The 22814-nt window shown below is 68.0% G+C and carries 24 protein-coding genes; 12 read left to right on the forward strand and 12 right to left on the reverse strand.

Annotation, left to right across the window (positions count from 1 at the left end; genetic code table 11):
- From C5F48_RS06560 to C5F48_RS06595, 8 genes are all read left to right on the forward strand, one after another.
- On the forward strand, positions 1–1147 hold a 1147-nt coding region (locus C5F48_RS06560; RefSeq protein ID WP_107663112.1), incomplete at its 5' end, for a CpaE/TadZ family protein.
- 26 nt (positions 1148–1173) lie between these two features.
- Complete coding sequence (locus tag C5F48_RS06565; RefSeq protein WP_107663113.1) at positions 1174–2619, forward strand: TadA family conjugal transfer-associated ATPase; 1446 nt, start codon at positions 1174–1176, stop codon at positions 2617–2619.
- A gap of 8 nt (positions 2620–2627) precedes the next feature.
- Complete coding sequence (locus C5F48_RS06570) at positions 2628–3596, forward strand: type II secretion system F family protein (protein ID WP_107663114.1); 969 nt, start codon at positions 2628–2630, stop codon at positions 3594–3596.
- 3 nt (positions 3597–3599) lie between these two features.
- Entirely contained in the window at positions 3600–4571 is a 972-nt protein-coding gene (locus tag C5F48_RS06575) for a type II secretion system F family protein (RefSeq protein WP_107663115.1), read from the forward strand.
- Positions 4572–4580: 9 nt separating this feature from the next.
- Positions 4581–5150 (forward strand): tetratricopeptide repeat protein, encoded by a 570-nt coding sequence (locus C5F48_RS06580; RefSeq protein ID WP_107663116.1) that lies wholly within the window; start codon positions 4581–4583, stop codon positions 5148–5150.
- A 52-nt stretch (positions 5151–5202) separates the two neighbouring features.
- Positions 5203–6063, forward strand: a complete 861-nt coding sequence (locus C5F48_RS06585) for a tetratricopeptide repeat protein (protein ID WP_107663117.1) — start codon at positions 5203–5205, stop codon at positions 6061–6063.
- A gap of 2 nt (positions 6064–6065) precedes the next feature.
- A complete protein-coding gene (locus C5F48_RS06590; protein ID WP_107663118.1) occupies positions 6066–6569 on the forward strand; it encodes a prepilin peptidase in 504 nt (167 codons plus the stop codon).
- A 29-nt stretch (positions 6570–6598) separates the two neighbouring features.
- Positions 6599–7909, forward strand: coding sequence for a DUF8689 domain-containing protein (locus C5F48_RS06595; protein WP_107663119.1), 1311 nt, complete (start codon positions 6599–6601; stop codon positions 7907–7909).
- A 52-nt stretch (positions 7910–7961) separates the two neighbouring features.
- On the opposite strand, the gene C5F48_RS06600 is transcribed toward C5F48_RS06595, so the two are convergent.
- Together C5F48_RS06600 and mgtE are read right to left on the reverse strand one after the other, a co-directional pair.
- Positions 7962–8519 carry a 5-formyltetrahydrofolate cyclo-ligase gene (locus C5F48_RS06600; RefSeq protein ID WP_107663120.1) on the reverse strand — a complete coding sequence of 186 codons (558 nt, stop codon included), beginning with the start codon at positions 8517–8519 and terminating at the stop codon, positions 7962–7964.
- Positions 8516–9898 (reverse strand): magnesium transporter, encoded by a 1383-nt coding sequence (gene mgtE / locus C5F48_RS06605; protein WP_107663121.1) that lies wholly within the window; start codon positions 9896–9898, stop codon positions 8516–8518. Before mgtE ends, C5F48_RS06600 begins: the two co-directional genes overlap by 4 nt.
- 130 nt (positions 9899–10028) lie before the next feature.
- Between mgtE and guaD the strand changes: the two genes are divergently transcribed.
- A complete protein-coding gene (guaD, locus tag C5F48_RS06610) occupies positions 10029–11333 on the forward strand; it encodes a guanine deaminase (protein WP_107663122.1) in 1305 nt (434 codons plus the stop codon).
- Here the strand turns inward: guaD and C5F48_RS06615 are convergent.
- From C5F48_RS06615 to C5F48_RS06630, 4 genes are all read right to left on the reverse strand, one after another.
- Entirely contained in the window at positions 11303–11617 is a 315-nt protein-coding gene (locus tag C5F48_RS06615; RefSeq protein WP_107663123.1) for a hypothetical protein, read from the reverse strand. The two genes, guaD and C5F48_RS06615, sit on opposite strands and share 31 nt — an antisense overlap.
- Before the next feature lie 60 nt (positions 11618–11677).
- Positions 11678–13015 carry an 8-oxoguanine deaminase gene (locus C5F48_RS06620; protein ID WP_107663124.1) on the reverse strand — a complete coding sequence of 446 codons (1338 nt, stop codon included), beginning with the start codon at positions 13013–13015 and terminating at the stop codon, positions 11678–11680.
- A gap of 135 nt (positions 13016–13150) precedes the next feature.
- Positions 13151–13954: an inositol monophosphatase family protein gene (locus tag C5F48_RS06625; protein ID WP_107663125.1), complete on the reverse strand. Its 804-nt coding sequence runs from the start codon at positions 13952–13954 to the stop codon at positions 13151–13153.
- Positions 13955–14035: 81 nt separating this feature from the next.
- On the reverse strand, positions 14036–14398 hold the full coding sequence (locus tag C5F48_RS06630) for a helix-turn-helix domain-containing protein (protein WP_107663126.1): 363 nt from the start codon (positions 14396–14398) through the stop codon (positions 14036–14038).
- A gap of 357 nt (positions 14399–14755) precedes the next feature.
- Between C5F48_RS06630 and C5F48_RS06635 the strand changes: the two genes are divergently transcribed.
- Entirely contained in the window at positions 14756–15715 is a 960-nt protein-coding gene (locus C5F48_RS06635; RefSeq protein ID WP_107663127.1) for an NADPH:quinone oxidoreductase family protein, read from the forward strand.
- Between the two features lie 3 nt (positions 15716–15718).
- On the opposite strand, the gene C5F48_RS06640 is transcribed toward C5F48_RS06635, so the two are convergent.
- A complete protein-coding gene (locus C5F48_RS06640; protein ID WP_107663128.1) occupies positions 15719–16585 on the reverse strand; it encodes a LysR family transcriptional regulator in 867 nt (288 codons plus the stop codon).
- Between the two features lie 129 nt (positions 16586–16714).
- Here C5F48_RS06640 and C5F48_RS06645 point away from each other — a divergent pair, with 129 nt between their 5' ends.
- A complete protein-coding gene (locus C5F48_RS06645; protein WP_107663129.1) occupies positions 16715–16945 on the forward strand; it encodes a YjiS-like domain-containing protein in 231 nt (76 codons plus the stop codon).
- 128 nt (positions 16946–17073) lie between these two features.
- Positions 17074–17847: a Bax inhibitor-1/YccA family protein gene (locus C5F48_RS06650; protein ID WP_107663130.1), complete on the forward strand. Its 774-nt coding sequence runs from the start codon at positions 17074–17076 to the stop codon at positions 17845–17847.
- Between the two features lie 57 nt (positions 17848–17904).
- Here the strand turns inward: C5F48_RS06650 and C5F48_RS06655 are convergent, their stop codons facing one another.
- The 5 genes from C5F48_RS06655 to dacB all read right to left on the reverse strand — a co-directional run bounded on the left by C5F48_RS06655 (position 17905) and on the right by dacB (position 22716).
- The gene (locus tag C5F48_RS06655) at positions 17905–18396 is read right to left on the reverse strand and encodes a GNAT family N-acetyltransferase (RefSeq protein WP_107663131.1); all 492 of its coding nucleotides are present in this window, start codon (positions 18394–18396) and stop codon (positions 17905–17907) included.
- Between the two features lie 69 nt (positions 18397–18465).
- Positions 18466–18633, reverse strand: a complete 168-nt coding sequence (gene rpmG, locus C5F48_RS06660) for a 50S ribosomal protein L33 (RefSeq protein ID WP_002722806.1) — start codon at positions 18631–18633, stop codon at positions 18466–18468.
- 416 nt (positions 18634–19049) lie between these two features.
- A complete protein-coding gene (locus C5F48_RS06665) occupies positions 19050–19331 on the reverse strand; it encodes a DUF982 domain-containing protein (protein ID WP_107663132.1) in 282 nt (93 codons plus the stop codon).
- Between the two features lie 618 nt (positions 19332–19949).
- Positions 19950–21095: a globin-coupled sensor protein gene (locus tag C5F48_RS26370; RefSeq protein WP_107663133.1), complete on the reverse strand. Its 1146-nt coding sequence runs from the start codon at positions 21093–21095 to the stop codon at positions 19950–19952.
- Between the two features lie 145 nt (positions 21096–21240).
- Entirely contained in the window at positions 21241–22716 is a 1476-nt protein-coding gene (gene dacB, locus C5F48_RS06675; protein ID WP_107663134.1) for a D-alanyl-D-alanine carboxypeptidase/D-alanyl-D-alanine endopeptidase, read from the reverse strand.
- Positions 22717–22814: the final 98 nt, after the last annotated feature.

Genomic DNA, 22814 nt, shown 5'->3' on the forward strand with positions numbered 1-22814 from the left:
CGACCTGACCTTCGAGGATGCGCTGCTCTTCCTGGACCAGCTCGAGTCGAAGATGCTCGATTTCGTCGCCATCGCCGTGGATGGCGAGGACGAGGCCGATCTGGGCCGGATCACCGAGGTCATCGCCAAGGCCAAGGCCAAGGACATCAGGATCGTGCTGATCGCCGACCGGGTCAGCCCGGTGGCGCTGCACCAGCTGCTGCGGCTCGGGGCCGACGACTTCGTTCCCTACCCGCTGCCGAATGGCGCGCTGCACGAGGCCATCGCCCGGGTGCGCAAGCCCGCCGCCCCCCTGCCCCGCGCCGAGACCCCGGCGCCTGTGGAGACCGGCGCGCCGCAGGCCCCGGCCTTCAAGGCCAAGGGCGACCGCGACGGCGTGCTGCTGCCGGTGCACGGGCTGTCGGGCGGCGTCGGCGCCAGCACCTTCGCCTGCAACCTCGCCTGGGAGCTGGCCACCGTCTCGAAGACCGACGGGCCGCGGGTCTGCCTCATTGACCTCGACTTCCAGTATGGCGCGGCGGCGACCTATCTGGACCTGCCGCGGCGCGAGGCGGTGTTCGACATCCTGTCGGACACGGCGAGCGCCGACAGCGACAGCTTCCTGCAGGCCATGCTGACCTTCAACGACCGGCTGCATGTCTTCACCGCCCCGACCGAGATGCTGCCGCTCGACATCGTCGGCGCCGAGGACATCGCCCGGCTGCTGGACATGGCGCAGGCGAATTTCGACTTCGTGGTGATCGACATGCCGACCACCGTCGTCGCCTGGACCGAGACGGTGCTGACCCGGGCGCATGTGTATTTCGGGCTGATGGAGCTCGACCTGCGCTCGGCGCAGAACGTGCTGCGGCTGGTGCGGGCGCTGAAGGCCGAGGGCCTGCCGCACGAGAAGCTGCGCTACGTGCTGAATCGCGCGCCGCGCTTCACCGATCTCTCGGCCAAGAGCCGGGTGAAGCGGATGGCGGAAAGCCTGTCGATCGACATCGAGATCCAGCTGCCCGACGGCGGCGTGGCGGTGACCCAAGCCAATGACCACGGCCTGCCGCTGTCGGAAACCGCCGCCAAGAACCCGCTGCGCCGCGAGTTGCAGAAGCTGGCGAAATCGCTGCACGACCTGAACAAATCCGTCGAGACCGGCAAACGCTGACCGTTCGCGGCAAGGGGCATATCGAGATGTTTTCGCGCTACAAGAAATCCGCGCCCGCCGCGAAAGACGTTCCGCTCGCGCCCGTCGGGGCGGCGACCCCGGCCGCGGCGCCCGCGCCGGCGGCCAAGTCGATGATGCAGCAGCGCCCCGTCGCCCCGCCCCGCGCGCCGGCCGAGGTCGTCGCCGCCGACAAGGAGCGGAAGCGCAAGGAAAGGCTGATGGAGCTGAAGGGGGAGCTGCACCGCCGGCTGCTGGACAACCTCAACCTCGCCGCGCTGGAACATGCCACCGAGGCCAACCTGCGCTCCGAGATCGCCGCCATCGCCACCGAGGCGCTGGAAGAGATGAGCGTCGCCCTGAACAAGGAAGACCGCACCATCCTGTTCCAGGAGCTCTATGACGAGGTGATGGGTCTCGGCCCGCTGGAGCCGCTGCTGAAGGACGAGACGGTCAACGACATCCTGGTCAACGGGCCGAACCGGATCTTCGTCGAGCGCAACGGCAAGCTGACGCTGACCGACATCACCTTCAAGGACGAGCGCCACCTCCTGAGGATCATCGACAAGATCGTCTCGGCGGTGGGGCGGCGGGTCGACGAGTCAAACCCTTACGTCGACGCCCGTCTGGCCGATGGCAGCCGTTTCAACGCCATGGTGCCGCCGATCGCGGTGGACGGGTCGCTGGTGTCGATCCGCAAGTTCAAGAAGGACAAGCTCGGCATCCCCGATCTGGTACGCTTTGGCGCCTTCACCGAGGAGATGGCGGCCTATCTGCAGGCGGCGGTGGCGACGCGGCTGAACGTGATCGTTTCGGGCGGCACCGGGTCCGGCAAGACGACGACGCTGAACGCGCTCTCGTCCTTCATCGACAACTCCGAGCGCATCCTGACCATCGAGGATACCGCGGAACTCCAGCTGCAGCAGGTCCATGTCGGCCGGATGGAAAGCCGCCCCGCCAACGTCGAGGGCAAGGGCGCCGTCACCCAGCGCGACTGTCTCCGGAACGCGCTCAGGATGCGACCCGACCGGATCATCGTCGGCGAAACCCGCGGCGAGGAGGTCATCGACATGCTGCAGGCGATGAACACCGGCCATGACGGGTCAATGACCACGATCCACGCCAACTCGGCCCGCGACGGCATCAGCCGTCTGGAGAACATGATCGCCATGGCCGGGATCGAGATGCCGATCAAGGCGGTGCGCGCCCAGATCGCCTCGGCCGTCAACCTGATCGTGCAGGCCTCGCGCCTGCAGGACGGTTCGCGCCGCATGGTGTCGATCACCGAGATCACCGGGATGGAGGGCGACGTGATCTCGATGCAGGAGATCTTCCGCTACGAGCGTCTGGGGATGGAGCCGAACGGCAAGATCATCGGCCGCTTCAACGCCAGCGGCGTGCGCTCGCATTACTCCGACCGCTTCCGGCAATGGGGCTACGACCTGCCGGCCAGCATCTATGAACCGGTCTTCTGAGGCAGAGCATGCAGATCAGCGCCGCCCCCATCATCTACATCCTGATCTTCGTCGCCGTGCTGCTGCTGGTCGAGGGCATCTACCTGACCGTCTTCGGCAAGTCGATCAGCCTGAACAGCCGGATGAGCCGCCGCCTCGCGCTGCTGGAAAAGAACCACAACCGCGAACAGGTGCTGGAGCAGCTCCGCAAGGAGATGAGCCAGCACCTGAAGGTGAAGGGCATCCCGCTCTACTCGATTCTTGCCGCCAAGGCGCAGAAGGCCAATATCGCCTTCTCGCCCAAGGCGCTGGTCGGGCTGATGGGGGTGCTGGCGGTGTTCAGCTATTTCGGCCTGACGGTCGGCACCTCGGCCGAGACGCCGGTCCGGATCGCGGTCGCCATCGCCATGGGCGTCGGCGGCATCTATGTCTGGGTGAACGGCAAGGCCAAGAAGCGCATGGCGCTCTTGGAAGAGCAGCTGCCCGACGCGGTTGAGCTGATGGTGCGCTCGCTGCGGGTCGGCCACCCCTTCTCCTCGGCCATCGCCATCGTCGCCAAGGAGGTGGCGGACCCGCTGGGCACCGAATTCGGCGTCATCGCCGACGAAGCAGCCTATGGCCGCGATGTGGCCGAATGCCTGAAAGCCTTCGCCGAGCGGATGGAGAGCCAGGACCTGCGCTTCCTCGCGGTGGCGGTGACCATCCAGCAGCAGTCGGGCGGCAACCTGGCCGAGATCCTCGCCGGGCTGGCCAAGGTGATCCGCGCCCGGTTCAAGCTGTTCCGCCGGGTCAAGGCGATCACCGCCGAGGCCAAGTGGTCGGGGATGTTCCTTTCGGGCTTCCCGATCGCTGCGCTGGTGATGATCTCGGTGCTGAAGCCGGATTACTACGACGGGGTGAAGGAAAGCCCCGCCTTCATCCCCGCGGCGCTGGTCGTCGGGGCCTTCCTCATCGCCAACGTGGTCTTCATGAAGATCATGGTCAACATCAAGGTCTGAACCATGCTGAACAGCCTGCAGACGACACTGACCGACCTGATGGGCCCGATGGGGCCGCTGTTCGCCCTGGGCTTTCTCGGGCTGGCGCTGATCGGCGGCACGCTGCCCTTCCTGCTGAAGCGGCCGGCCGAGCCCTTCGAGAAGCTGCGCCGGCAGCAGACCGAGGCGGCGAAGCCGGTGGATGCGCAGCAGAAGCTGCGCCGGGCCGGCGGCGACGACAAGCTGGAGAAATTCGCCACCTTCCTCGAACCGCAGAACGCCGAGGAGCTGACCGCCTCAAGGCTGAAGATGCTGCGCGCGGGCTACAAGGCCAAGAACGCGGTGCGGATCTTCCACGCCTCGCAATTCGCGCTGGGGATCGGCTTCCTGCTGGCCGGGGTGATCTATGCGATGATCGCCCAGACCAAGGCGCCGCTGACCACGCAGCAGATGCTGCTCTACAGCCTGCTGCCGGGCGTCATCGGCTACTACCTGCCGATCTACTGGGTGAAGCGCCGGGCGCAGGAGCGGCATGACCAGATCGTCGAGGGCTTTCCCGACGCGCTGGACCTGATGCTGGTCTGCGTCGAGGCCGGGCAGTCGCTGGACCAGTCGATCCTGCGCGTCGCGAAGGAAACCTCGGTCGGCTACCCCGCCCTCGGCGAGGAGTTCGAGACGGTCTCGCATGAGGTGAAGGCGGGCAAGGAGCGGACGATGGTGCTGAAGGACATGGCCGAGCGGGTCGGCATTCCCGATGTCTCCTCCTTCGTCACCACGCTGATCCAGTCGGCGACCTTCGGCACCTCGATGTCCGAGGCGCTGCGGGTCTATTCCGCCGAGATGCGCGACAAGCGGGTGATGCGGGCGGAAGAGAAGGCAAACACCTTGCCGACCAAGCTGACGCTGGGCACAATGCTCTTCACCGTGCCGCCGCTGATGATCATCCTGATCGGCCCTTCCATCCATGGGATCGCCACGCAACTCGGCGGCAAGTGAAGGAGACCCATGCGACGCGCGCTGATGCTGACGATTTCGGCGCTTGCCCTGCTCCCCGCCTGTGGCGACCGGGGCGGGCTTTCCCCCGAGGCGGCCGCCCGCAATGCGCCCTATGCCGCCGATGGCAGCGCCGAGGGCGTCGACGGGCTGCTGGTCGGGCATCGGCTGCTGGCGGCGGGCGAGAACGAGCTGGCACTGAAGGCCTATCTGCGCGCCGCCGGCGAACAGGGCATCAATGTCGACGTGCTTTCGGCGCTCGGCTCGGCCAATCTGCAGCTCGGCCGGCTGGGTCAGGCCGAGCAGCTGTTGCGCCGCGCCATCGAGCTGGACCCGAGCTTCGTGCCGGCGGTGAACAATCTCGGCGTGGTGCTGATGGAACGCGGCCAGATCGGCGAGGCGCGGCTGGTGTTCCAGCAGGCCTACGGGCTGGACAGTGGCGCGACGGACTCCATCCGCGAAAATCTGCGGCTCGCCATCGCGAGGACCGAGCAAACCCCCTATACCGGCGAGGACGAACGGCATGACTTCTCTCTGGTGCGGCGTGGGCAGGGCGAATATGCGCTGCTCTCGCAGCTCTGACGATGTCCTGTCCCGTGCAGAATTCCGGCCCCGAGCAGAAAGAGGACGCAGAATGCGCCACCCTGTCCTGATCGCGCTGTGCCTTGCGGGCATGGCCTCCTTGAGCGCCTGCGGCAGAGGCAATTCGGACGCCGAGGTGGATCGCGCGCTGAAGAGCGTGAACGTGATCGACGAGAGCAACCTGAACGACATCATGCTGACCGTCGGCTCGCCCGACGAGTCGGTGGCCTATTTCCGCGGCGCCTCGGCCAAGGCGCCGGAGCGGGTGGACCTGAAGCGCGGGCTGGCGAAATCGCTGGTGCGGGCCAACCGGCCCTCCGAGGCGATCGCCATCTGGGCCGATGTCGCCGCCAGCCCCGGCGCCACCAATGACGACCGGGTGGACTATGCCGAGGCGCTGATCCGCGCCAACGAGTGGAAGCGCGCCGAGGCCGAGCTGAACCGGATCCCGCCGACGCACGAGACCTTCCAGCGCTACCGGCTGGAGGCGATGGTGGCCGACAGCAACAAGAATTGGACCAAGGCCGACAGCTTCTACGAGATCGCCTCGGGCCTGACCACCAAGCCTTCGGGGGTGCTGAACAACTGGGGCTATTCCAAGCTGACCCGCGGCGACGCGGCGGGGGCGGAGCGGCTGTTCCTCGAGGCCATCACCTATGATTCCAAGCTCTTCACCTCAAAGAACAACCTGATCCTCGCCCGTGGCGCGCAGCGCAAGTACGACATGCCGGTGATCCAGATGACCCAGACCGAGCGGGCGCAGCTGCTCTACACCCTGGCGCTGACCGCGGTGAAGCAGGGCGACGTGACCGTCGGCAAGGGGCTGATGCAGGAGGCGGTCGACACCCATCCGCAGTATTTCGAGGCGGCGGCGCGCAGCCTGGAAACGCTCGACGCCAGCGTGACGAACTGACCATGGACTCGATGATCGCCACCTCGCATGTCACGGCGCTCTGGTTCCTGCCCTTCGCGCTGGCCATCGGCATCTGGGTCGCGTGGAGCGACATGAAGTTCATGAAGATCCCCAACAAGGCGGTGCTGGCCCTGCTGGCGGTCTTCCTGCTGGTCGGCCCGCTCGCCCTGCCGCTGGAGGTCTGGGCCTGGCGCTGGACCCAGTTCGCGGCGGTGCTGGCGGTGGGCTTCGCGCTGAACATGGCCCGGCTGGTCGGGGCGGGCGACGCGAAATTCGCCGCCGCCATGGCGCCTTTCTTCGCGCTGGGAGACCTGCGCTTCGGGCTGGCGCTGTTCGCCGCCTGCCTCTTGGCGGCCTTCGTCAGCCATCGCGGGCTCGGCCTGATCGGACCGTTCCGCAGCGCCACCGCCGATTGGGCCAGCTGGACCCACAAGGATTTCCCGATGGGGCTCGCCCTCGCCGGGACGCTGATCTTCTACCTGCTCACGGCGCTGATCATCGCCTGAGCCTACCGCAGCCCGGCCAAGGTGATCCGATGACCCTGCAGACCCCCAGCGTGACCGCCCCGCCCGCCGCGCGCAGCATGGCCGAGACCGGCCTCACGCCGGTGATGCTGCGCGACATCCTGCTGAAGACCATGTTCCGCATGAACCTCGAGCTGGTGACCGAGATCGCCCGGGTGATCTGCCTGCCGGTGCAGGTGACGCAGGAGCTGGTGGACCTGGCGCGCGGCCAGCGCCTGCTGGAGGCGACGGGCACGCTGCACGCCACCTCTGGCAACGAGATGGGCTACCAGCTGACCGACCTCGGCAAGGCCCGCGCGCTCGACGCGCTGAGCCAGTCGGAATATTTCGGCGCCATGCCGGTGCCGCTGGAGGTCTACAAGAAACAGGTGAAGCGCCAGTCGGTGCGCAACCTCAAGCTGACGCGGGCGCAGCTGACCGCCGCCATGGGGCACCTGATCCTGCCGGACAATCTGCTGGACCACCTCGGCCCCGCGGTGACCTCGGGCCGGTCGATCCTGATGTATGGCCCGCCCGGCAACGGCAAGTCGTCGATCTCGAACGGCATCCGCGACGCGCTCGGCGACAAGATCTATGTGCCGCGGGCGCTGGAATATTCGGGGCAGGTCATCACCGTCTACGACCCGATCGTGCACCGCTCGGCCGAGGCGGCGGTGGACGACCCGACCAGCCTGCGCCGCACCTCGAACCGCTTCGACAACCGCTATGTCTATTGCGAGCGGCCCACCGTAATCACCGGGGGCGAGCTGAGCCTCGACATGCTCGACCTCACCTACAACCCCACCGCGCGGACCTATCAGGCGCCGTTGCAGCTGAAATCCACCGGCGGGATCTTCATCGTCGACGACCTTGGGCGTCAGGCCGAGCCGCCGCAGAAGCTGGTGAACCGCTGGATCGTGCCCTTGGAGGAAAGCAAGGACATCCTCGCCCTGCAATCGGGCGAGAAGTTCACCGTGCCCTTCGACACGCTGGTGATCTTCTCCACCAACTTCCACCCGAACGAGATCTTCGACGGCGCCGCGCTGCGGCGGATCTTCTTCAAGATCAAGGTCGAGGGACCGAACCAGGAGAACTTCCTGAAGATCTTCGCCATGGTCGCCCGCAAGCGGAACATGCCGCTGGACGAGCGGGCGCTGCTGCATCTGATGAAGGTGAAGTTCCCGACGATCCAGAACAATTACGCCAATTACCAGCCGGTCTACCTGATCGACCAGATGATCTCGGTCTGCGAATTCGAGGGCATGCCCTATCAGATGACGCCGGAGCTGATCGACCGGGCCTGGGACAACATGTTCGTGCGCGACGAGAAGATCGCCCGGTGAGCCCGGCGGACAGCAGCGGGGGCTGCCTGCCCCCGCACCCCCGGGGATATTTTCACGAAGATGAAAGGGGGAAGGGGCCGTTCTCGGTGATCAGCGCGTCGAGCGGCTGGTCGGTGGGCTCGGTCGGCACCTCGGGCGCCTCCTGCGCGGCATAGGCGAAACCCACCGCCAGCACCGGATGCCTAGCGCGCAGCACTTCGAGGGTGCGGTCGTAGAAGCCGCCGCCATAGCCCAGCCGGAAGCCGCGCCGGTCGAAGGAGAGAAGCGGCACGATCAGCACCTCGGGCTCGAGCCATGCCCCCTCCTCCGGCACCAGCGCGCCGAAGGTTCCGGCGACCATGCGGCAGCCGTGGCTCCACTGGCGGAAGCGCAGCGGCTGGCCCGCGGCCACGATCACCGGCACGCAGACCGGGCCGTCATGCGCGGCCATCGCCGGCGTCGGATCGATCTCGGTCCGCATCGCCATGTAGCCCGCCAGCACTTTGCCGCGATGGGGGACGAGCCAGTCGGCCAGCAGTTGCGCGGCCTGGCCCTGCCCTGCGGCATGGGCTGCGGCGCGGGCGGCGAAGGCGGCGCGGCGCGCCTCGGTCTTGTCGGCGATGACGGTCACAGCAGGATCACCGTGGCGAGGCCCAGGAAGGCGAAGAAACCGATCACGTCGGTCAGCGTGGTCACGAAGGTGCCCGAGGACAGCGCCGGGTCGAGCCCCATCCGGTTCAGCCCCAGCGGCACGAGGATGCCGCCCAGCGCCGCCACCAGCAGGTTGACGATCAGCGCCAGCCCCAGCACCACGCCCAGCATGGCGGAGCCGTAGCCGAGCCAGCCGATCCCGCCCATGATGATGGCAAAGCCGAGCCCGTTCAGCAGCCCCACCACCGCCTCGCGCTTCACCACCCGCATGGCGTTCGAGGTGGTCAGGTCGCGCGTCGCCAGCGCCCGCACCGCCACGGTCAGCGCCTGCGTGCCGGCATTGCCGCCCATCGAGGCCACGATCGGCATCAGCGCCGCCAGCGCCACGATGACCGAGATGGTCGCCTCGAACTGGCCGATCACCAGCGCCGCCATGTTGGCGGTCAGCAGGTTGACGAAGAGCCAGGGGAAGCGCTGCTTCACAGTGTCGAACACCCCGTCCGAGATCGAGCTCTCGTCACCCACCCCGGCGAGGCGCAGGATGTCCTCCTCGTGCTCCTCGTCCAGCACGTTCATCGCGTCGTCGATGGTGATGACGCCCACCAGCCGGTCGCTGTCATCCACCACCGGGCAGGAGATCAGGTGATACTGGTTGAAGATATAGGCCACATCCGCCTCTTCCTGCGAGGCGCGGATGGTGCGGAAGCTTTCCTCCTCGATCTCGGTCAGCTTCACCTCGCGCCGCGACGACAAGAGCCGCCCCAGCGTGACATAGCCCTGCGGCTTCATCCGCGGATCGACGAGGATGACGTGGTAGAACTGGTCCGGCAGCCGGTCGTTGGCGCGCAGGAAGTCGATGGCCTCGCCCACCGTCCAGTGCATCGGCGCCACCACCGCCTCGCGCTGCATCAGGCGGCCGGCGGAATACTCCGGATAGGCCATCGCCTGTTCGACGGCCACGCGGTCGACCATCTCCAGCGCGCCGAGGATGATCTCCTGCTGCGGCTCCTCGAGATCCTCGAGGATGTCGACCACGTCGTCGGTGTCGAGTTCGCGCACGGCTTCGGTCAGCACGTGCCGCGGCAGGTAGTCGATGACCTCCTCGCGGATCGAATCGCTGATCTCCGACAGGATCTCGCCGTCGATCTCGCCCGACCAGAGGGTCAGCAGGCCGCGCCGCTCGACCGGGCCGATCTGCTCCAGCAGGTCGGCGATGTCGGCGGGGTGCAGCGGTTCCAGAAGCTCGGACAGCGCATCGGTGTCGCGCGCCTCGACCGCGTCGAGGATCAGATCGACCCGGCGGCCGGTCAGGCCCTGAAGCTCGTCGTCACGCGCGTCTGATGCTTCGTGCTGAGCCATGCCGCCTCCGATCCGTTTGGCCGCGACCATACCCAAAGGCGGATCGGATAAACAGGGGCGCAAGGCAAATTTACCATTGGCGCGAAAGGGGCTAGGCTCTGCGCCGGATGCCGCGACGAAGGAGATACGCATGGCCGAACTGCTGCTGGGACAGGTGATCTCTTTCGCCGGCGATCCCTTCGTCGAGGGCGAGGCCGCGGCCCGGCACGAGAGCCATGGCGCCGTGCTGGTGAAGGACGGGCGGATCGCCGATGTGGGTCCGGCGGGGCGGCTGCGCGCCGCGCATCCGCAGGCGCCGGTGACCGACTATGGCCGGGCGCTGATCTCGGCGGGCTTCGTCGATGCCCATGTGCATTACCCGCAGACCGCGATCATCGCCAGCTGGGGCAAGCGGCTGATCGACTGGCTGAACAGCTACACCTTCCCCGAGGAGATGCGCTTCGCCGATCCGGCCTATGCGGCCGAGATCGCCAACCGCTATTTCGATCTCACGCTGTCGCATGGCACCACCACCGTCTGCAGCTATGCCACGATCCATCCCTGCAGCGTCGAGGCCTTCTTCACCGCCGCCGAGGCGCGCGGCCTGCGCGCCTATGCCGGCAAGACCTGCATGGACCGCAACGCCCCCGAAGGCCTGCGTGACACCGCGCAGAGCGCCTATGACGACAGCAAGCGCCTGCTCGAAGCCTGGCACGGGCGCGGGCGGCTGAACTACGTCATCACCCCGCGCTTCTCGCCCACCTCCACGCCCGAACAGCTCGCCGCCCTCGGCGCGCTCTGGCGCGAGCATCCGGATTGCCTGATGCAGACGCATCTGTCGGAGCAGCTGGACGAGATCGACTGGGTGCAGGGGCTGCACCCGCAGTCGCGCGATTACCTCGACACCTACGAGACGCAAGGCCTGCTGCGCGAGGGGGCGATCTACGGCCATGCCATCCACCTGACCAAGCGCGAGAAGGACCGGCTGGCCGAGGCCGGGGCGAGCCTGATCCATTGCCCGACCTCGAACACCTTCATCGGCTCGGGGCTCTTCGACATGGGTCTGGCGACCAGCCTGCGGGTCGGGCTCGCCACCGACACCGGCGGCGGGTCGTCCTTCTCCATGCTGCACACGATGGCTGCGGCCTATGAGGTCGGCCAGCTGCGCGGCCATGCGCTGCACCCGGCGCAGCTCTGGTGGCTGGCGACGCAGGGCTCCGCCCGGGCGCTGCATGCCGAAAGCCGGATCGGCAACATCGCCCCCGGGATGGAGGCCGATCTGGTGGTGATCGACCTCGCCTCCACCCCCGCCATCGAACAGGCGACGCGGCGGGCCGGAGACATCTGGCAGGCGCTGTTCCCCACCATCATGATGGGCGACGACCGGGCGATCCGCGATGTGCGGATCGCGGGCAAGCCGGTGGCTCAGTCGTCCAGCTCCCAGCCCTCCGGGTAGAACTCGAAGGGCAGCGCCGCCTCGGTCGCCATGCGCTCGTAGCGCCAGATCTCGTCGGGGTTGATGTCGATCGGGCCGATGCGGGCGTCGAGCAGATGCTCGTCATGGCTGGTGCGGAAGCCCTTGGCCCGCAGCGCCTTCTCCACCGCCGCCCACTTCGCCTCGATATCCTCGGGGTAGAACTGGAAGACGACGACCGCCTTCTTCGGCCAGGACTCGTTCTTGCCGATTTCGGCGAAGGTCTTGTAGGTATCGGCGCGCTGCGCCCCGTAATCATGCGACATGGCTTCCCCCGGACCGCTTCTGCCGTCTCCTAGCCGCTCGCCCCCCTGCCCCGCAAGGCCTCAGAGCGCCAAGGCCCGCGCCAGCTGCCGCTGCCGCTCGATCACCCGCGGCAGGTCGAGCGTCCGCATCTGGCCATCGCCCACCACTTGCCGCCCCTCGACGAAGAGATCCCGCACCCGCGTCGGCCCGCAAAGGAGCAACGCCGCCACCGGGTCCCAGGCCCCCGCCGCCTCGATCCCGGACACATCCCAGATCGCCAGATCGGCGCGCTTGCCCGGCTCCAGCGAGCCGCAATCCGGCCGCCCCAGCACCTCTGCCCCGCCCAGCGTCGCCACCTCCAGCGCCTCGCGGACGCTCATCGCATCGGCCCCGCGCGCCACCCGCTGCAACAGCATCGCCTGCCGCGCCTCGCCGATCAGGTTGCCCGCGTCGTTGGAGGCGGAGCCATCCACCCCCAGCCCCACGGGGACCCGCGCATCCCGCATCGCCCGAAGCGGCGCGATGCCCGAGCCGAGACGGCAGTTGGAACAGGGGCAATGCGCCACCCCGGTCCGGCTGCGGGCAAAGAGCGAGATCTCCCCCGCATCCAGCTTCACGCAATGCGCGTGCCAGACATCCGGGCCGGTCCAGCCCAGATCCTCGGCATATTGCCCCGGGCGACAGCCGAACTGCGCCAGCGAATAGGCCACGTCCTCGTCATTCTCGGCCAGATGGGTGTGCAGCATCACCCGCTTGTCGCGGGCGAGCAGCGCCGCCTCGCGCATCAGGTCGCGGCTGACCGAGAAGGGCGAACAGGGCGCCAGCCCCACCCGCAGCATCGAGCCTTCGGAGGCGTCGTGAAAGGCATCCACCACCCGGATGCTGTCCTCGAGGATCGCCGCCTCCCGCTCCACCAGCGCATCCGGCGGCAGGCCGCCAGCGCTCTCGCCGATGCTCATCGCCCCCCGTGTCGGATGAAACCGCAGCCCCACCTCCCGCGCCGCCGCGATCGTGTCGTCAAGCCGCGCGCCATTGGGATAGAGATAGAGATGATCCGAGGTCAGCGTGCAGCCCGACAGCGCCAGCTCCGCCAGCCCGACCTGAGCCGAGACGAAGATCTCCTCCGGCCCGAAGCGCCCCCAGATCGGATAGAGCGTCTTCAGCCAGCCGAAGAGCAGCGCATCCTGCCCGCCGGGCACCGCCCGCGTCAGCGTCTGGTAGAGATGGTGATGCGTGTTGACGAGCCCCGGCGTGACCACGCAGCCCTTGGCCTCCACGACCCGCCCCGCCGAGGTCAGCCCCTGCCCGACGGCCGCGATCACCCCGCCCCGGACCAGCACATCGCCGCCCGCAATCTCGCGTCGCGCCCCGTCCATGGTCACGACAACTTCCGCGCCCCGGATCAATACCTCAGACATACCCGCCCATTTTCTGTCGAAAAATATCCTCGGGGGTGATGAGCGCATTGAAATCCTCCTGTGGAGGATTTCAAGCGAAGAACGCCCGGCCCATGGCCGGGCTGGGGGGGGGCAGACAGCCCCCGGACGCCAGCCTCACGCGCCGCGCAAGACCTCCAGCGCCGCCGCATGGATCTCCGCATTGGCCGCAGCGATCACCCGCCCGCCCTGCGGATCGCGCCGCCCTTGCCAGTCGGTGAAGATCCCGCCCGCGGCCTCGACCACCGCCATCGGCGCCTGCACGTCATAGGGTTGCAGCCCCGCCTCCACCACCAGATCGATCTGCCCCGCCGCGACCAGCGCATAGGCGTAGCAATCCGTGCCGTAGCGGGTCAGCCGCACCTGCGAGGCAAGCTTGCGGAAGGCCGCGCCCTCCTCGGGCGTGCCGACTTCCGGGAAGGTGGTCATCAGGATCGCCTCGGCCAGGGGCCGCGCCGCCCGCGTGCCAAGCTTGCGCCGACCCAGGGGCCCCGTCATTTCCGACCGGCCGAAGCCGCCCTCGAAGCGCTCGCCGATATAGGGTTGGTCGATCAGGCCATAGATCGGCCCCGTCGCATCCGCGACCGAGATCAGCACCCCCCAGGTCGGCGTGCCGCAGAGATAGGAGCGCGTGCCGTCGATCGGGTCGAGCACCCAGGTCAGGCCGCTGGTGCCCGAGGTCGCGCCCATCTCCTCGCCAAGAATCGCATCCTGCGGACGGCGGAGAGCGAGGATGGCGCGCATGCGCTCCTCGCTCAGCCGGTCGGCGATGGTCACCGGATCGAAATGGGTGGTTTCCTTGGTCTCCGCCGCGAGACCGACGCTGCGAAAATGCATCAGCGTGGCCTCGCGGGCGGCATCGGCAAGTTCGGCTGCCGTCGCAATCAGTTCGGCCTGTTCGGCCCGGTCGATGCTGGTCATGTCGCCCCCTTTTTCACAAGGCGCTAATGCCTCGTGGTCACGGGGTCAAGCGTCGCCCTCGGGCGGCGCCTCCGGGCTCAGCTAGGCGGCCTCGCTCAGCACGCGCGCCAGGTCGAACAGGCGGCGGCGCTGCGCCTCGGGGATCGCGTAATAGGACCGCACGAGTTCCAGCGCTTCCTTGTCGGTGATCCGGTCGCCTTCGGCCTGACGGGCGGCGTCTCCCGCGCCTTCCAGACCTTCGAAGAAGAAGCTGATCGACACGCCCAGTGCCTCGGCGATGTCCCAGAGGCGCGAGGCGCTGACCCGGTTCATCCCGGTTTCGTATTTCTGGATCTGCTGAAATTTGATCCCGACGCAATCGGCCAGCTGCTGCTGAGTCATGCCGACCATCCAGCGACGGTGACGGATCCGTTTGCCCACATGTGCATCAACGGGGTGTTTCATAAATTCGCTCCAATAATTTGCTGTCCCTGCCTTCCTATAAGCAAATTCCGTGCCAAAATCGGCATTCCAAGAGTTATCCACAATTTCCTGCAAAACCCCCCTTGAACCTGTCTTTTTGGATATGTCCAATTATACAAGTGGAGAAATGACTTTGCCGACCGTGCGGGAATCGCCCGCAGGGAGCGTCATCCCGCGCCGACTCGCCCCACGGCCGATTTGCGATTTGCAACGCATATCGCGAAGCTCGACCGGCTTAACCTATGCAATTTGCAAAGATCTTCGCAGCCGGCTTGCCAAAACGACTGCGGAGCGCCTGATTGCGGCAAAACCTCTTCTCTTGATTGCCGAAAGTGACCCATGCGCGCCTTTCAATTGAGCCGGATCGGCATCCCTCCGACCCTGACCGACATCCCCGTCCCCGACCCCGGCCCCGGCGAAGTCCGGCTGAAGATCGCCGCCTGCGCGCTGAATTTCGCCGATCTGCTGCAGCAGGAGGGCAAGTATCAGGAGCATCCGGCCCTGCCCTACACCCTCGGCATGGAGCTGGCCGGGGTGGTCACCGCACTTGGTCCCGGGATGCAGGGACCGGCCATCGGCAGCCGCGTCGCCGTCTTCGGCACCCATGGCGGGCTGGCCGAGCAGGGCTGCTTTCCGGCCGAGCGCTGCCTTCCGTTGCCCGAGGCCGTGGGTTTCGAGCAGGCCGCCGCGCTGCAGATCGCCTATGGCACCGGCCATCTGGCGCTGGAGCGCAAGGCGCGGCTGCAACCCGGCGAGACGCTCTTGGTGCTGGGCGCGGCGGGCGGCGTCGGGCTTGCCGCGGTGGAGATCGGCAAGCGGATGGGGGCGCGGGTCATCGCCTCCGCCCGCGGGCCGGAGCGGCTGGAGATCGCCCGGCAGGCCGGGGCCGACATCACGATCGACAGCGACGCCCCGGACCTGCGCGGCGCGCTGAAGGCGCTCGGCGGGGTCGACCTGGTCTATGACCCGGTCGGCGGCGAGGCCTTCACCGAGGCCCTACGCGCGACGCGGCCGGAGGGGCGGCTGCTCTGCATCGGCTTCGCCGGCGGAACCGTGCCGCAGATCCCGGCCAACCTCCTCTTGGTGAAGAACCTCAGCGTCATCGGCCTCTACTGGGGCGGCTATCTCAGCTTCGCCCCGGCGGCGCTGACCGAAAGCCTCAGCACGCTGATGGGCTGGCTGGCGGAGGGCGCGATCACGCCGCATGTCAGCCACCGCCTGCCGCTGGAGCGGGTCGCCGAGGGCATGGAGCTGCTGCGCTCGCGTCAGGCCACCGGCAAGGTCGTCATCCTGCCCTGAGGCTCAGGCCACGGTCCGCCCGCCGGCATAGGCGCGGCGGATCAGCTCGGCCAGCGTCAGCACGGCGGGGCTGTGCGCCGGATCGGCGACATAGAGGTTCACCTTGGTCGTCGCGAGGTCCGGCAGGGCGCCATTGTGCTGGATCCGCTCCATATGCGGCGGCTCGGTCCCGAGCAAAGCCGCATGCACCGCGAGATCGGCCGAGACGCTGGCCTCGATGGTGCGCGAGCTGTCCGATTCCACCGCCATGGTCCAGCCGATCCCCGCCGCATCCAACGCCGCCTGCACCCCGGTGCGGAAGATGCAGTTGTGCTCGAAGGCGAGCCGCAACGGCCGCTGTTTCCAGGCCGAGCCGCCCGGCGCCCCGACCCAGACCAAGGGCAGCTGCGCCAAGGTCTCGCCCCCGGGCTCCAGCCCGTCCTCTGTCGTCATGATCACGTCGCATTCGCCGCGGGCGAACTGCGCCTTCAGCCCGCGGGTGAAGGAGGACAGGAGCGTCACCCGCATCCGCGGATATTCGGCGTTGAAGCGCTGCAACGCCTGCGGGATCGCCGGATAGACGATGTCATGCGGCACGCCCAGCACCACCTCGCCCTCGAAGGCGTCATGGGTCAGCCGCCCGAAGACCTCGTCGTTCAAGGACAGCATCCGCCGCGCATAGCTCAGCAGCTGCTCGCCCGAGGCGGTCAGCCCCACTTTGCGCGCCGAGCGGTCGAGCAGCGGCAGATCGAGCGCCTCCTCCAGCCGCTTGATCTGCATCGACACCGCCGATTGCGTCAGGTTGAGAAAGCCCGCCGCCCGCGTCACCCCGCCGGCATCGGCGACGGCCACGAAAGAGCGCAGCGCGGTCAGGTCGAGATTGCGCGCCATATCACAGATCCTGATGCTAGACGTCAAAACCATTCATTTTCCAAATGTGTGCGATTCGGGCATGATGATCAAGTGATTTGCAGCCCCTCACGGCTCGTCACCGCTGTATTGAACCTGAAAGGAAAAACCATGTTCGCCTCGCTTCACACCGCACAGCTGACCCTCGGGCGCGTGCAGAAGGGCGGGACCCTGGCGCGGCTGCTGAAGACGGCGCGGCTCGCCCTCGTCGCCCGCCGCCAACGCCTGCAACTCGCCCGGCTCGACGCCGCGGCCCTCGCCGACATCGGCCTCACCCCCGCCCAGGCCCGGGCCGAAGCCGACCGCCCTCTCTGGGACGTTCCCTCGACCTGGCTGCGCTGAGCCGCGGCAAGATAAACCGGCGCTTCCGGGCAGAAACGCTTGAATTGCCGGGGAGCCTTCCCAATATTGAACCCAAGCGGTGTCTCCGGCCCTCCGGGGACACTTTTTGAACAGATAGGGAGAGCTTCATGGCTGAATACCAGAATATCCGTTCGGTCGGCGCAGGCGCCCGGGCTGGTGTGATCGACGAGGGTCTGCGCGCCCACATGAACAAGGTCTACGGGCTGATGTCCGTCGGCATGCTGCTGACCGGCGGCGCCGCCTGGGCCATCTCGGGCCTCGCGGTCACCACCGTTCCGGGCGAGATGGCGCTCAGCAACGGCCGCTACCTCACCGACTTCGGCGCGCTGCTCTACGCGACGCCGCTGAAATGGGTGATCATGTTCCTGCCGCTGATCATGGTCTTCGCCTTCGGCGCGATGATCAACCGGCTGTCTACCGCCTCGGCGCAGCTGTTCTTCTATGTCTATGCCGCGCTGATGGGCCTGTCGCTCAGCTCGATCTTCCTCGTCTTCACCGGCGCCTCGATCGCGCAGACCTTCCTCGTGACCGCCATCGCCTTCGCGAGCCTCTCGCTCTATGGCTACACCACGAAGAAGGACCTGTCGGGTCTCGGCACCTTCCTGATGATGGGCGTGATCGGCCTTCTGGTCGCCATGGTGGTGAACATCTTCCTCGCCTCCTCGGCGCTGGCCTTCGCCATCTCGGCCATCGGCGTGCTGATCTTCGCGGGTCTCACCGCCTATGACACGCAGAACATCAAGACGACCTACCTGCAGCATGCGCAGATGGGTGACAGCGAGTGGCTGGGCAAGGCCGCCATCATGGGCGCGCTGCAGCTCTACCTCGACTTCATCAACCTGTTCATGTTCCTGCTGAACTTCATGGGCAACCGCGAGTAACCTCGCCTCGCCCCGGATAACGGAAAGGGCCGGTCGCAGGACCGGCCCTTTTTCATTTCAAAGACTGCAGTCCATCCGCTCCACCCGGAACCCGATCCCGGGCCGCAGCGCGATCTCCACCTCGCCCCGCGCCACGAATCCAAGCGCCGCATAGAAGGGCGCCGCCGTCCGCGTGGCCAGACAATCCAGCCGCCCGACGCCCGCGTCGCGCGCCTGCGCCATCACCGCCCGCATCAGCCCCGCGCCGATCCCCTGCCGCACATGGCCCGCATCGGTCACCACATGCCGCACCTCGCCGACCCCGGCCCCGCGCGGCGTCCAGCCGCCCGCCGCCACCAGCGCCCCGCCTGCGGCCTCGGCCACCCAGTAGCTGCCGCTGCGCATCAGCTCCGGCCGCGCCCGCGACAGGATCGGCAGCGCCGTCACCAGCACCGAGGGCGGGTAATCCGCCTTCAACAGCCGCGCATAGCTCCGCGCCAGCAAGGCGTCGACCGCCGCCAGATCGCCCGGCCCGGCCCGCCGGTAGTGCAGCGCCGGAGCCTCGGCCATCGTCCCTCCGAACGACAAAAAGCCGCGCACAAACGGCGCGGCCCTGTCAGCTGTCGCAGACGGCAGATCTTACTTGATCTTGCCTTCCTTGTATTCGACATGCTCGCGCTTGACCGGATCGTACTTACGCACGACCATCTTGTCGGTCATGGTGCGGGCGTTCTTCTTGGTCACATAGAAGTGCCCGGTGCCCGCCGTCGAGTTCAGCCGGATCTTGATCGTCGTCGGCTTCGCCATGATGGTATCTCCTGCAGCCGGCGAGCCGAAGCCCCCCGCGAAATCCTTGAAGCCCGCCTTTTACCCAGACCCGCCGCGGAGTCAACAACCAAACGACCTTTTGCCGCTGAATGCCGGGGAGCGTCTGCCGATGCATCGAGCACAGGCACGCGCCCTGATGTTGATGCCGGAGACCGCCGGCCTGCCGATCATGCCGCCGTGCGGCGGGCGCCGATCGGGAAGCGGGTAACGGCGCCTCACGCAAGACGTTCGTGCAGAGGACCTCCCCGATTGGATCGAGGACTGGCCATCACACGCGGAAGGCTCCAAAGAACTTCGGGGCGGCGCTCCCTCCGCGTCGGCATGTCCCGCGCCTGCCACCACTGCCCGCGCAGGAGGAAGTCGGAGGAGGCATGCAACGGAGCACCGCCGCTGCTTCAGGCTGCCATATGAATGCCCGCCTCCTCGGCCGCGGCGACGAGCGCGTCCCGGGCCTCCAGGGGCCCGACCTGGCCGTGGATGCATCGTCTGCAAAGATTCGCCGCTTCCCAGTAGACGGCGGTCTTCTCTGCCGGCCAGCGGTTGGCGAGGAATTCACTCGCCTCATCGACAGCGAGGATAGGCTCGGGATCCGCAGCACCCGGCAGATTGAGAAAGACCGGCGTATGCCAGTCCAGACGGCTCCAGACCATGCTTCCCCCAACCGAAGACTCGGCCATCCAAGGACGCGCCCGAAATCCCTCTCGACGCAACCTGGAAGAATCGCCAGTCAAAGTATGCACAGACCGAGGCGTGCGTCCCCCCAAATTCTCAGATGGAAAGGTTCCTCCGGTAAATCCTGGGCTCGCGAGCCTCTCGCCCGAGGCCGCACTGTGGTGGAAGGCGTCCCGCACGTGGATGTAGGAGCCCGAATGGGCGGAGGCCCTGGCAAAGGATCCGGCCTGCACGACCGGCGACCGGACGACGGTGATGGAGATCACGACAGACTCGCCCAAGCGGCACTGAGAGCGATCCACACCGCCGCAATTCTGGCGAGGCGCAAGCTGCACCTGGAGCCCCGGCCAGGGCTGGTCAGCGCTGTTGCGCGTTGATGTGCAACGGGCAAGATGGCGGTGGCATTTCTGAAGGCCACTGCCGGGGAGTGCGGTCTCAGCGACAGGCACGCCCACCGGATGGCTCCAGTTGGACCATCTCTCCTGCCGAGGAGACCAGAGGCCTCTGCCCCGCCATCAAGCCCCCTTTGCCGCGGCGCGAGGGAGGCGCTGATCGCCAGCCGCAAGAGTTGCCGTCGGCTCGGAGCGGCTCTGCCCCGCTCCCGCCGTCCATCGCTGCCCCAGTCAGACCAGCCGTGCCGCCCGCCGCGCCGGCTGCCGGCGCTGGGGGCGATGCTGCGCCGGCCCGCCCTCCTCGCCCGCCAGCCCCTGCCCGGCGTCGTCCAGCCGCTGGATCGCCACGGTGATCTGCTCCACCCCGATGGTCTGCTCGCGGCAGGCGGCGGAGATTTCGGCGACCAGCTCCGAGGTGCGGCGGATGTCGGGCACCAGCGAGCGCAGCCGGCTGTCGGCCTCCTCCGACATCGCCAGCGTCTGCGCCGAAAGGCTGCCGATCGCCCCCGCCGAGCGCGCCGAGCGTTCGGCCAGCTTGCGCACCTCGGCGGCGACCACGGCGAAACCCTTGCCATGCTCCCCCGCCCGCGCCGCCTCGATCGCCGCGTTCAGCGCCAAGAGGTCGGTCTGCCGGGCGATCTCCTGCACCAGCAGCACCTGACTGGCGATGTTCTGCATCGCCGCCACCGCCTGCTGCACCGCCTCGGCCCCCAGCTGTGCGGTCTCCACCGCCCGCCCCGCCCTCTCCTCGGTCTGTGCCGCGTTGTCGGCGTTCTGCCGGATCGCCGAGGTGATCTCCTCCATCGCCGAAGAGGCCTCGCCCAGCGAGCGCGCCTGTTCGGTGGCGAGGCTCTGTCGCTCCGCTTCCAACGCCAGCTTCTCGGCGGTCAGCGCGTCGAGATAGGTGGTGATGCCGTAATCCATGTCCATCAGCGCGACCTTGAGCACCGTGCCGATGACCTCGCCCGCCTCCTGCGTCCGCCGGCTGCCGAGGACGCCCGCGCCCACCAGCGTCGGCAGCATCGCCTTCACCACCTCGCCGAGGATCAGCGCGTAGCCGCCCAGATACCAGCGCGGATCGAGGCCGATCCGCGCATGCACCTTGCCGACGCGGGTCACCTCCTCGACGTAGTCGGCGTCGAGCCGCCCGGCGGCGATCTTGCCCCAATGCATCCGCTGCATGGAGCGCGCGTGGTCGATCTGCGCGCCGTCGGGGAAGAACCCCTCCAGCTCCGGCGTCTGCGCCAGCTTGGCGTAGAAAGTCTCCAGCCCGCGGTCGACAGCGCGGCAGATGAGCGCGCTGTGCCGGGCCATCGCCGAAAGCTCCGCCTTGCTTACCCCGATGAAGGCAAGTCGGCCGTCCAGATCGTCTGTCATGTCCTGTCCTTCACCCACCCGCGGCAGCGAGGTTCGGACGGTCGGATGCCGGCCCCTCACCTCCGACAGCGAGAATGGCAGCGCAGTCCTAACAACCTGCTGACGGCGCAAGGGACGCCGGGGCAAATGCGGAGAATGCGATGCATCAACCGTGGACGGCGATCCAGCGCTCGATCAACCGGCTCTGCAGCAGCCGCGCCCGCCCGGCCCAGGCGCGCCCGCCCGGCGGCTGCTCGCGTTCGGCCAGGGTCAGCCGGTCGCGCCGCTCGGGATCGGCGCAGAAGATGGCGAAGACCATGTCGCGCCCCTCCCCCGCCCGCGCATGCCCCGCAAGGCCCGAGACGAAGTTCAGCGTCCCGGTCTTGGCCTGCACCCTCACCGCAGCGTTGCGCTGCTCGCGCCCCTTGGCGTCGCGCAGCCCCACCTCGCGCAGCAGCCCGCGCAGTTCCGCCCCGGTCAGCGTGCTCTGCGCCCGGACCAGCGCCGTCACCATGTCGGCGGCCGAGATCCGCGAGCCGCCGCCAAGACCGGAATGGTCGTGGAACTCCGGCGCGATGCCGAAGCGCGCGGCGGCCCAGAGGTTCATCGCCTTGGCCGATTCCTCCAGCGACCCCGCGCCCGAGGCGGTCAGCCCGACCACCTCCGCCGTCAGGTTGGTGGAGAACTTCAGCATGTCCTGCAGGATCAGCCGCAGCGGCACGCTCTCCCACGAGGCCAGCACCGCGCCCTCGGGCCGCACCCGTACCAGCTGCGCCGCCGGCAGCTCTATGCCCTGCGCCTTGGCGAGGGTCTGGAACACCTCAGCGGCATAGGCCTCGGGATGGCGCACCGGCAACCAGCGGCTGCCGCCCTTGCCCAGTGCGGTGCTGGCCACCGTCCAGTTGTCCGAGCCCTGCGCCGCGGCATAGGTGTAGACCGGCAGGTCGCGGCTCACCACCTGCATCCGCGCCATCGACACCTTGGGCACGAAGCGCTCGGCCCGCGCGTCCATCGTCACCTGATAATCCGAACCGGCGCGGCGCCATTCGAAATACACCCGGTTGTAGTTCAGGTTCAGCCCCGAGATCGCCGGGTTGTAGCCGACATGGTCCGGCTGCTCGGCGTCGATCGCCGTGACGGCGGGCAGCGCTCCGGCATGGGCGATGTAGCGCCCGGTGATGCCGGTGACGCCCGCCGCCCGCAGCCGCGCCGCCAGATCGCCCAGCGCATCGGTGCTCAGCGTCGGATCGCCCGAGCCCGCCAGCACCAGATCGCCCTGCACCACGCCGCCCACCACCGGCCCGGTGCCGAGGATCTGGGTGGCGTAGCGGTACTCCGCCCCCAGCGCCTCCAGCGCGTAGAGCGCGGTGACCGCCTTGGCGACGCTGGCCGGCGGCAGCGGCAACGCGCCATCGCTCTGCTCCAGCACCTCGCCGGTCGCCGCATCGGCCACCACGAAGCCGATGCTGCCGCCCAGCCGCGCCTCGGCGACCAGTTCCTCCGCCTCGCGCACCACGGGCGCCGGCCCGCCGCGCCGCATCGGCCGCGGCGAGGTCGCCGGCGCATCGGCGAAGACCGGCAGCGCCGGGGCCGCCACGCTTCCCAGCAGTGCGCCCAGCATCCAGCGCCGCGAAATCCGCATGTGATCCTCCCCGATCCCGAACCGCCGGAAGCCTACAGACCGCGCGGCCCCTCTGGCAAGCCACGCGGTCTCACGCTCCGGCGAGCGGCCCCGGTTTC

The sequence above is a fragment of the Cereibacter changlensis JA139 genome (assembly GCF_003034985.1).
GTDB lineage: Bacteria > Pseudomonadota > Alphaproteobacteria > Rhodobacterales > Rhodobacteraceae > Cereibacter > Cereibacter changlensis.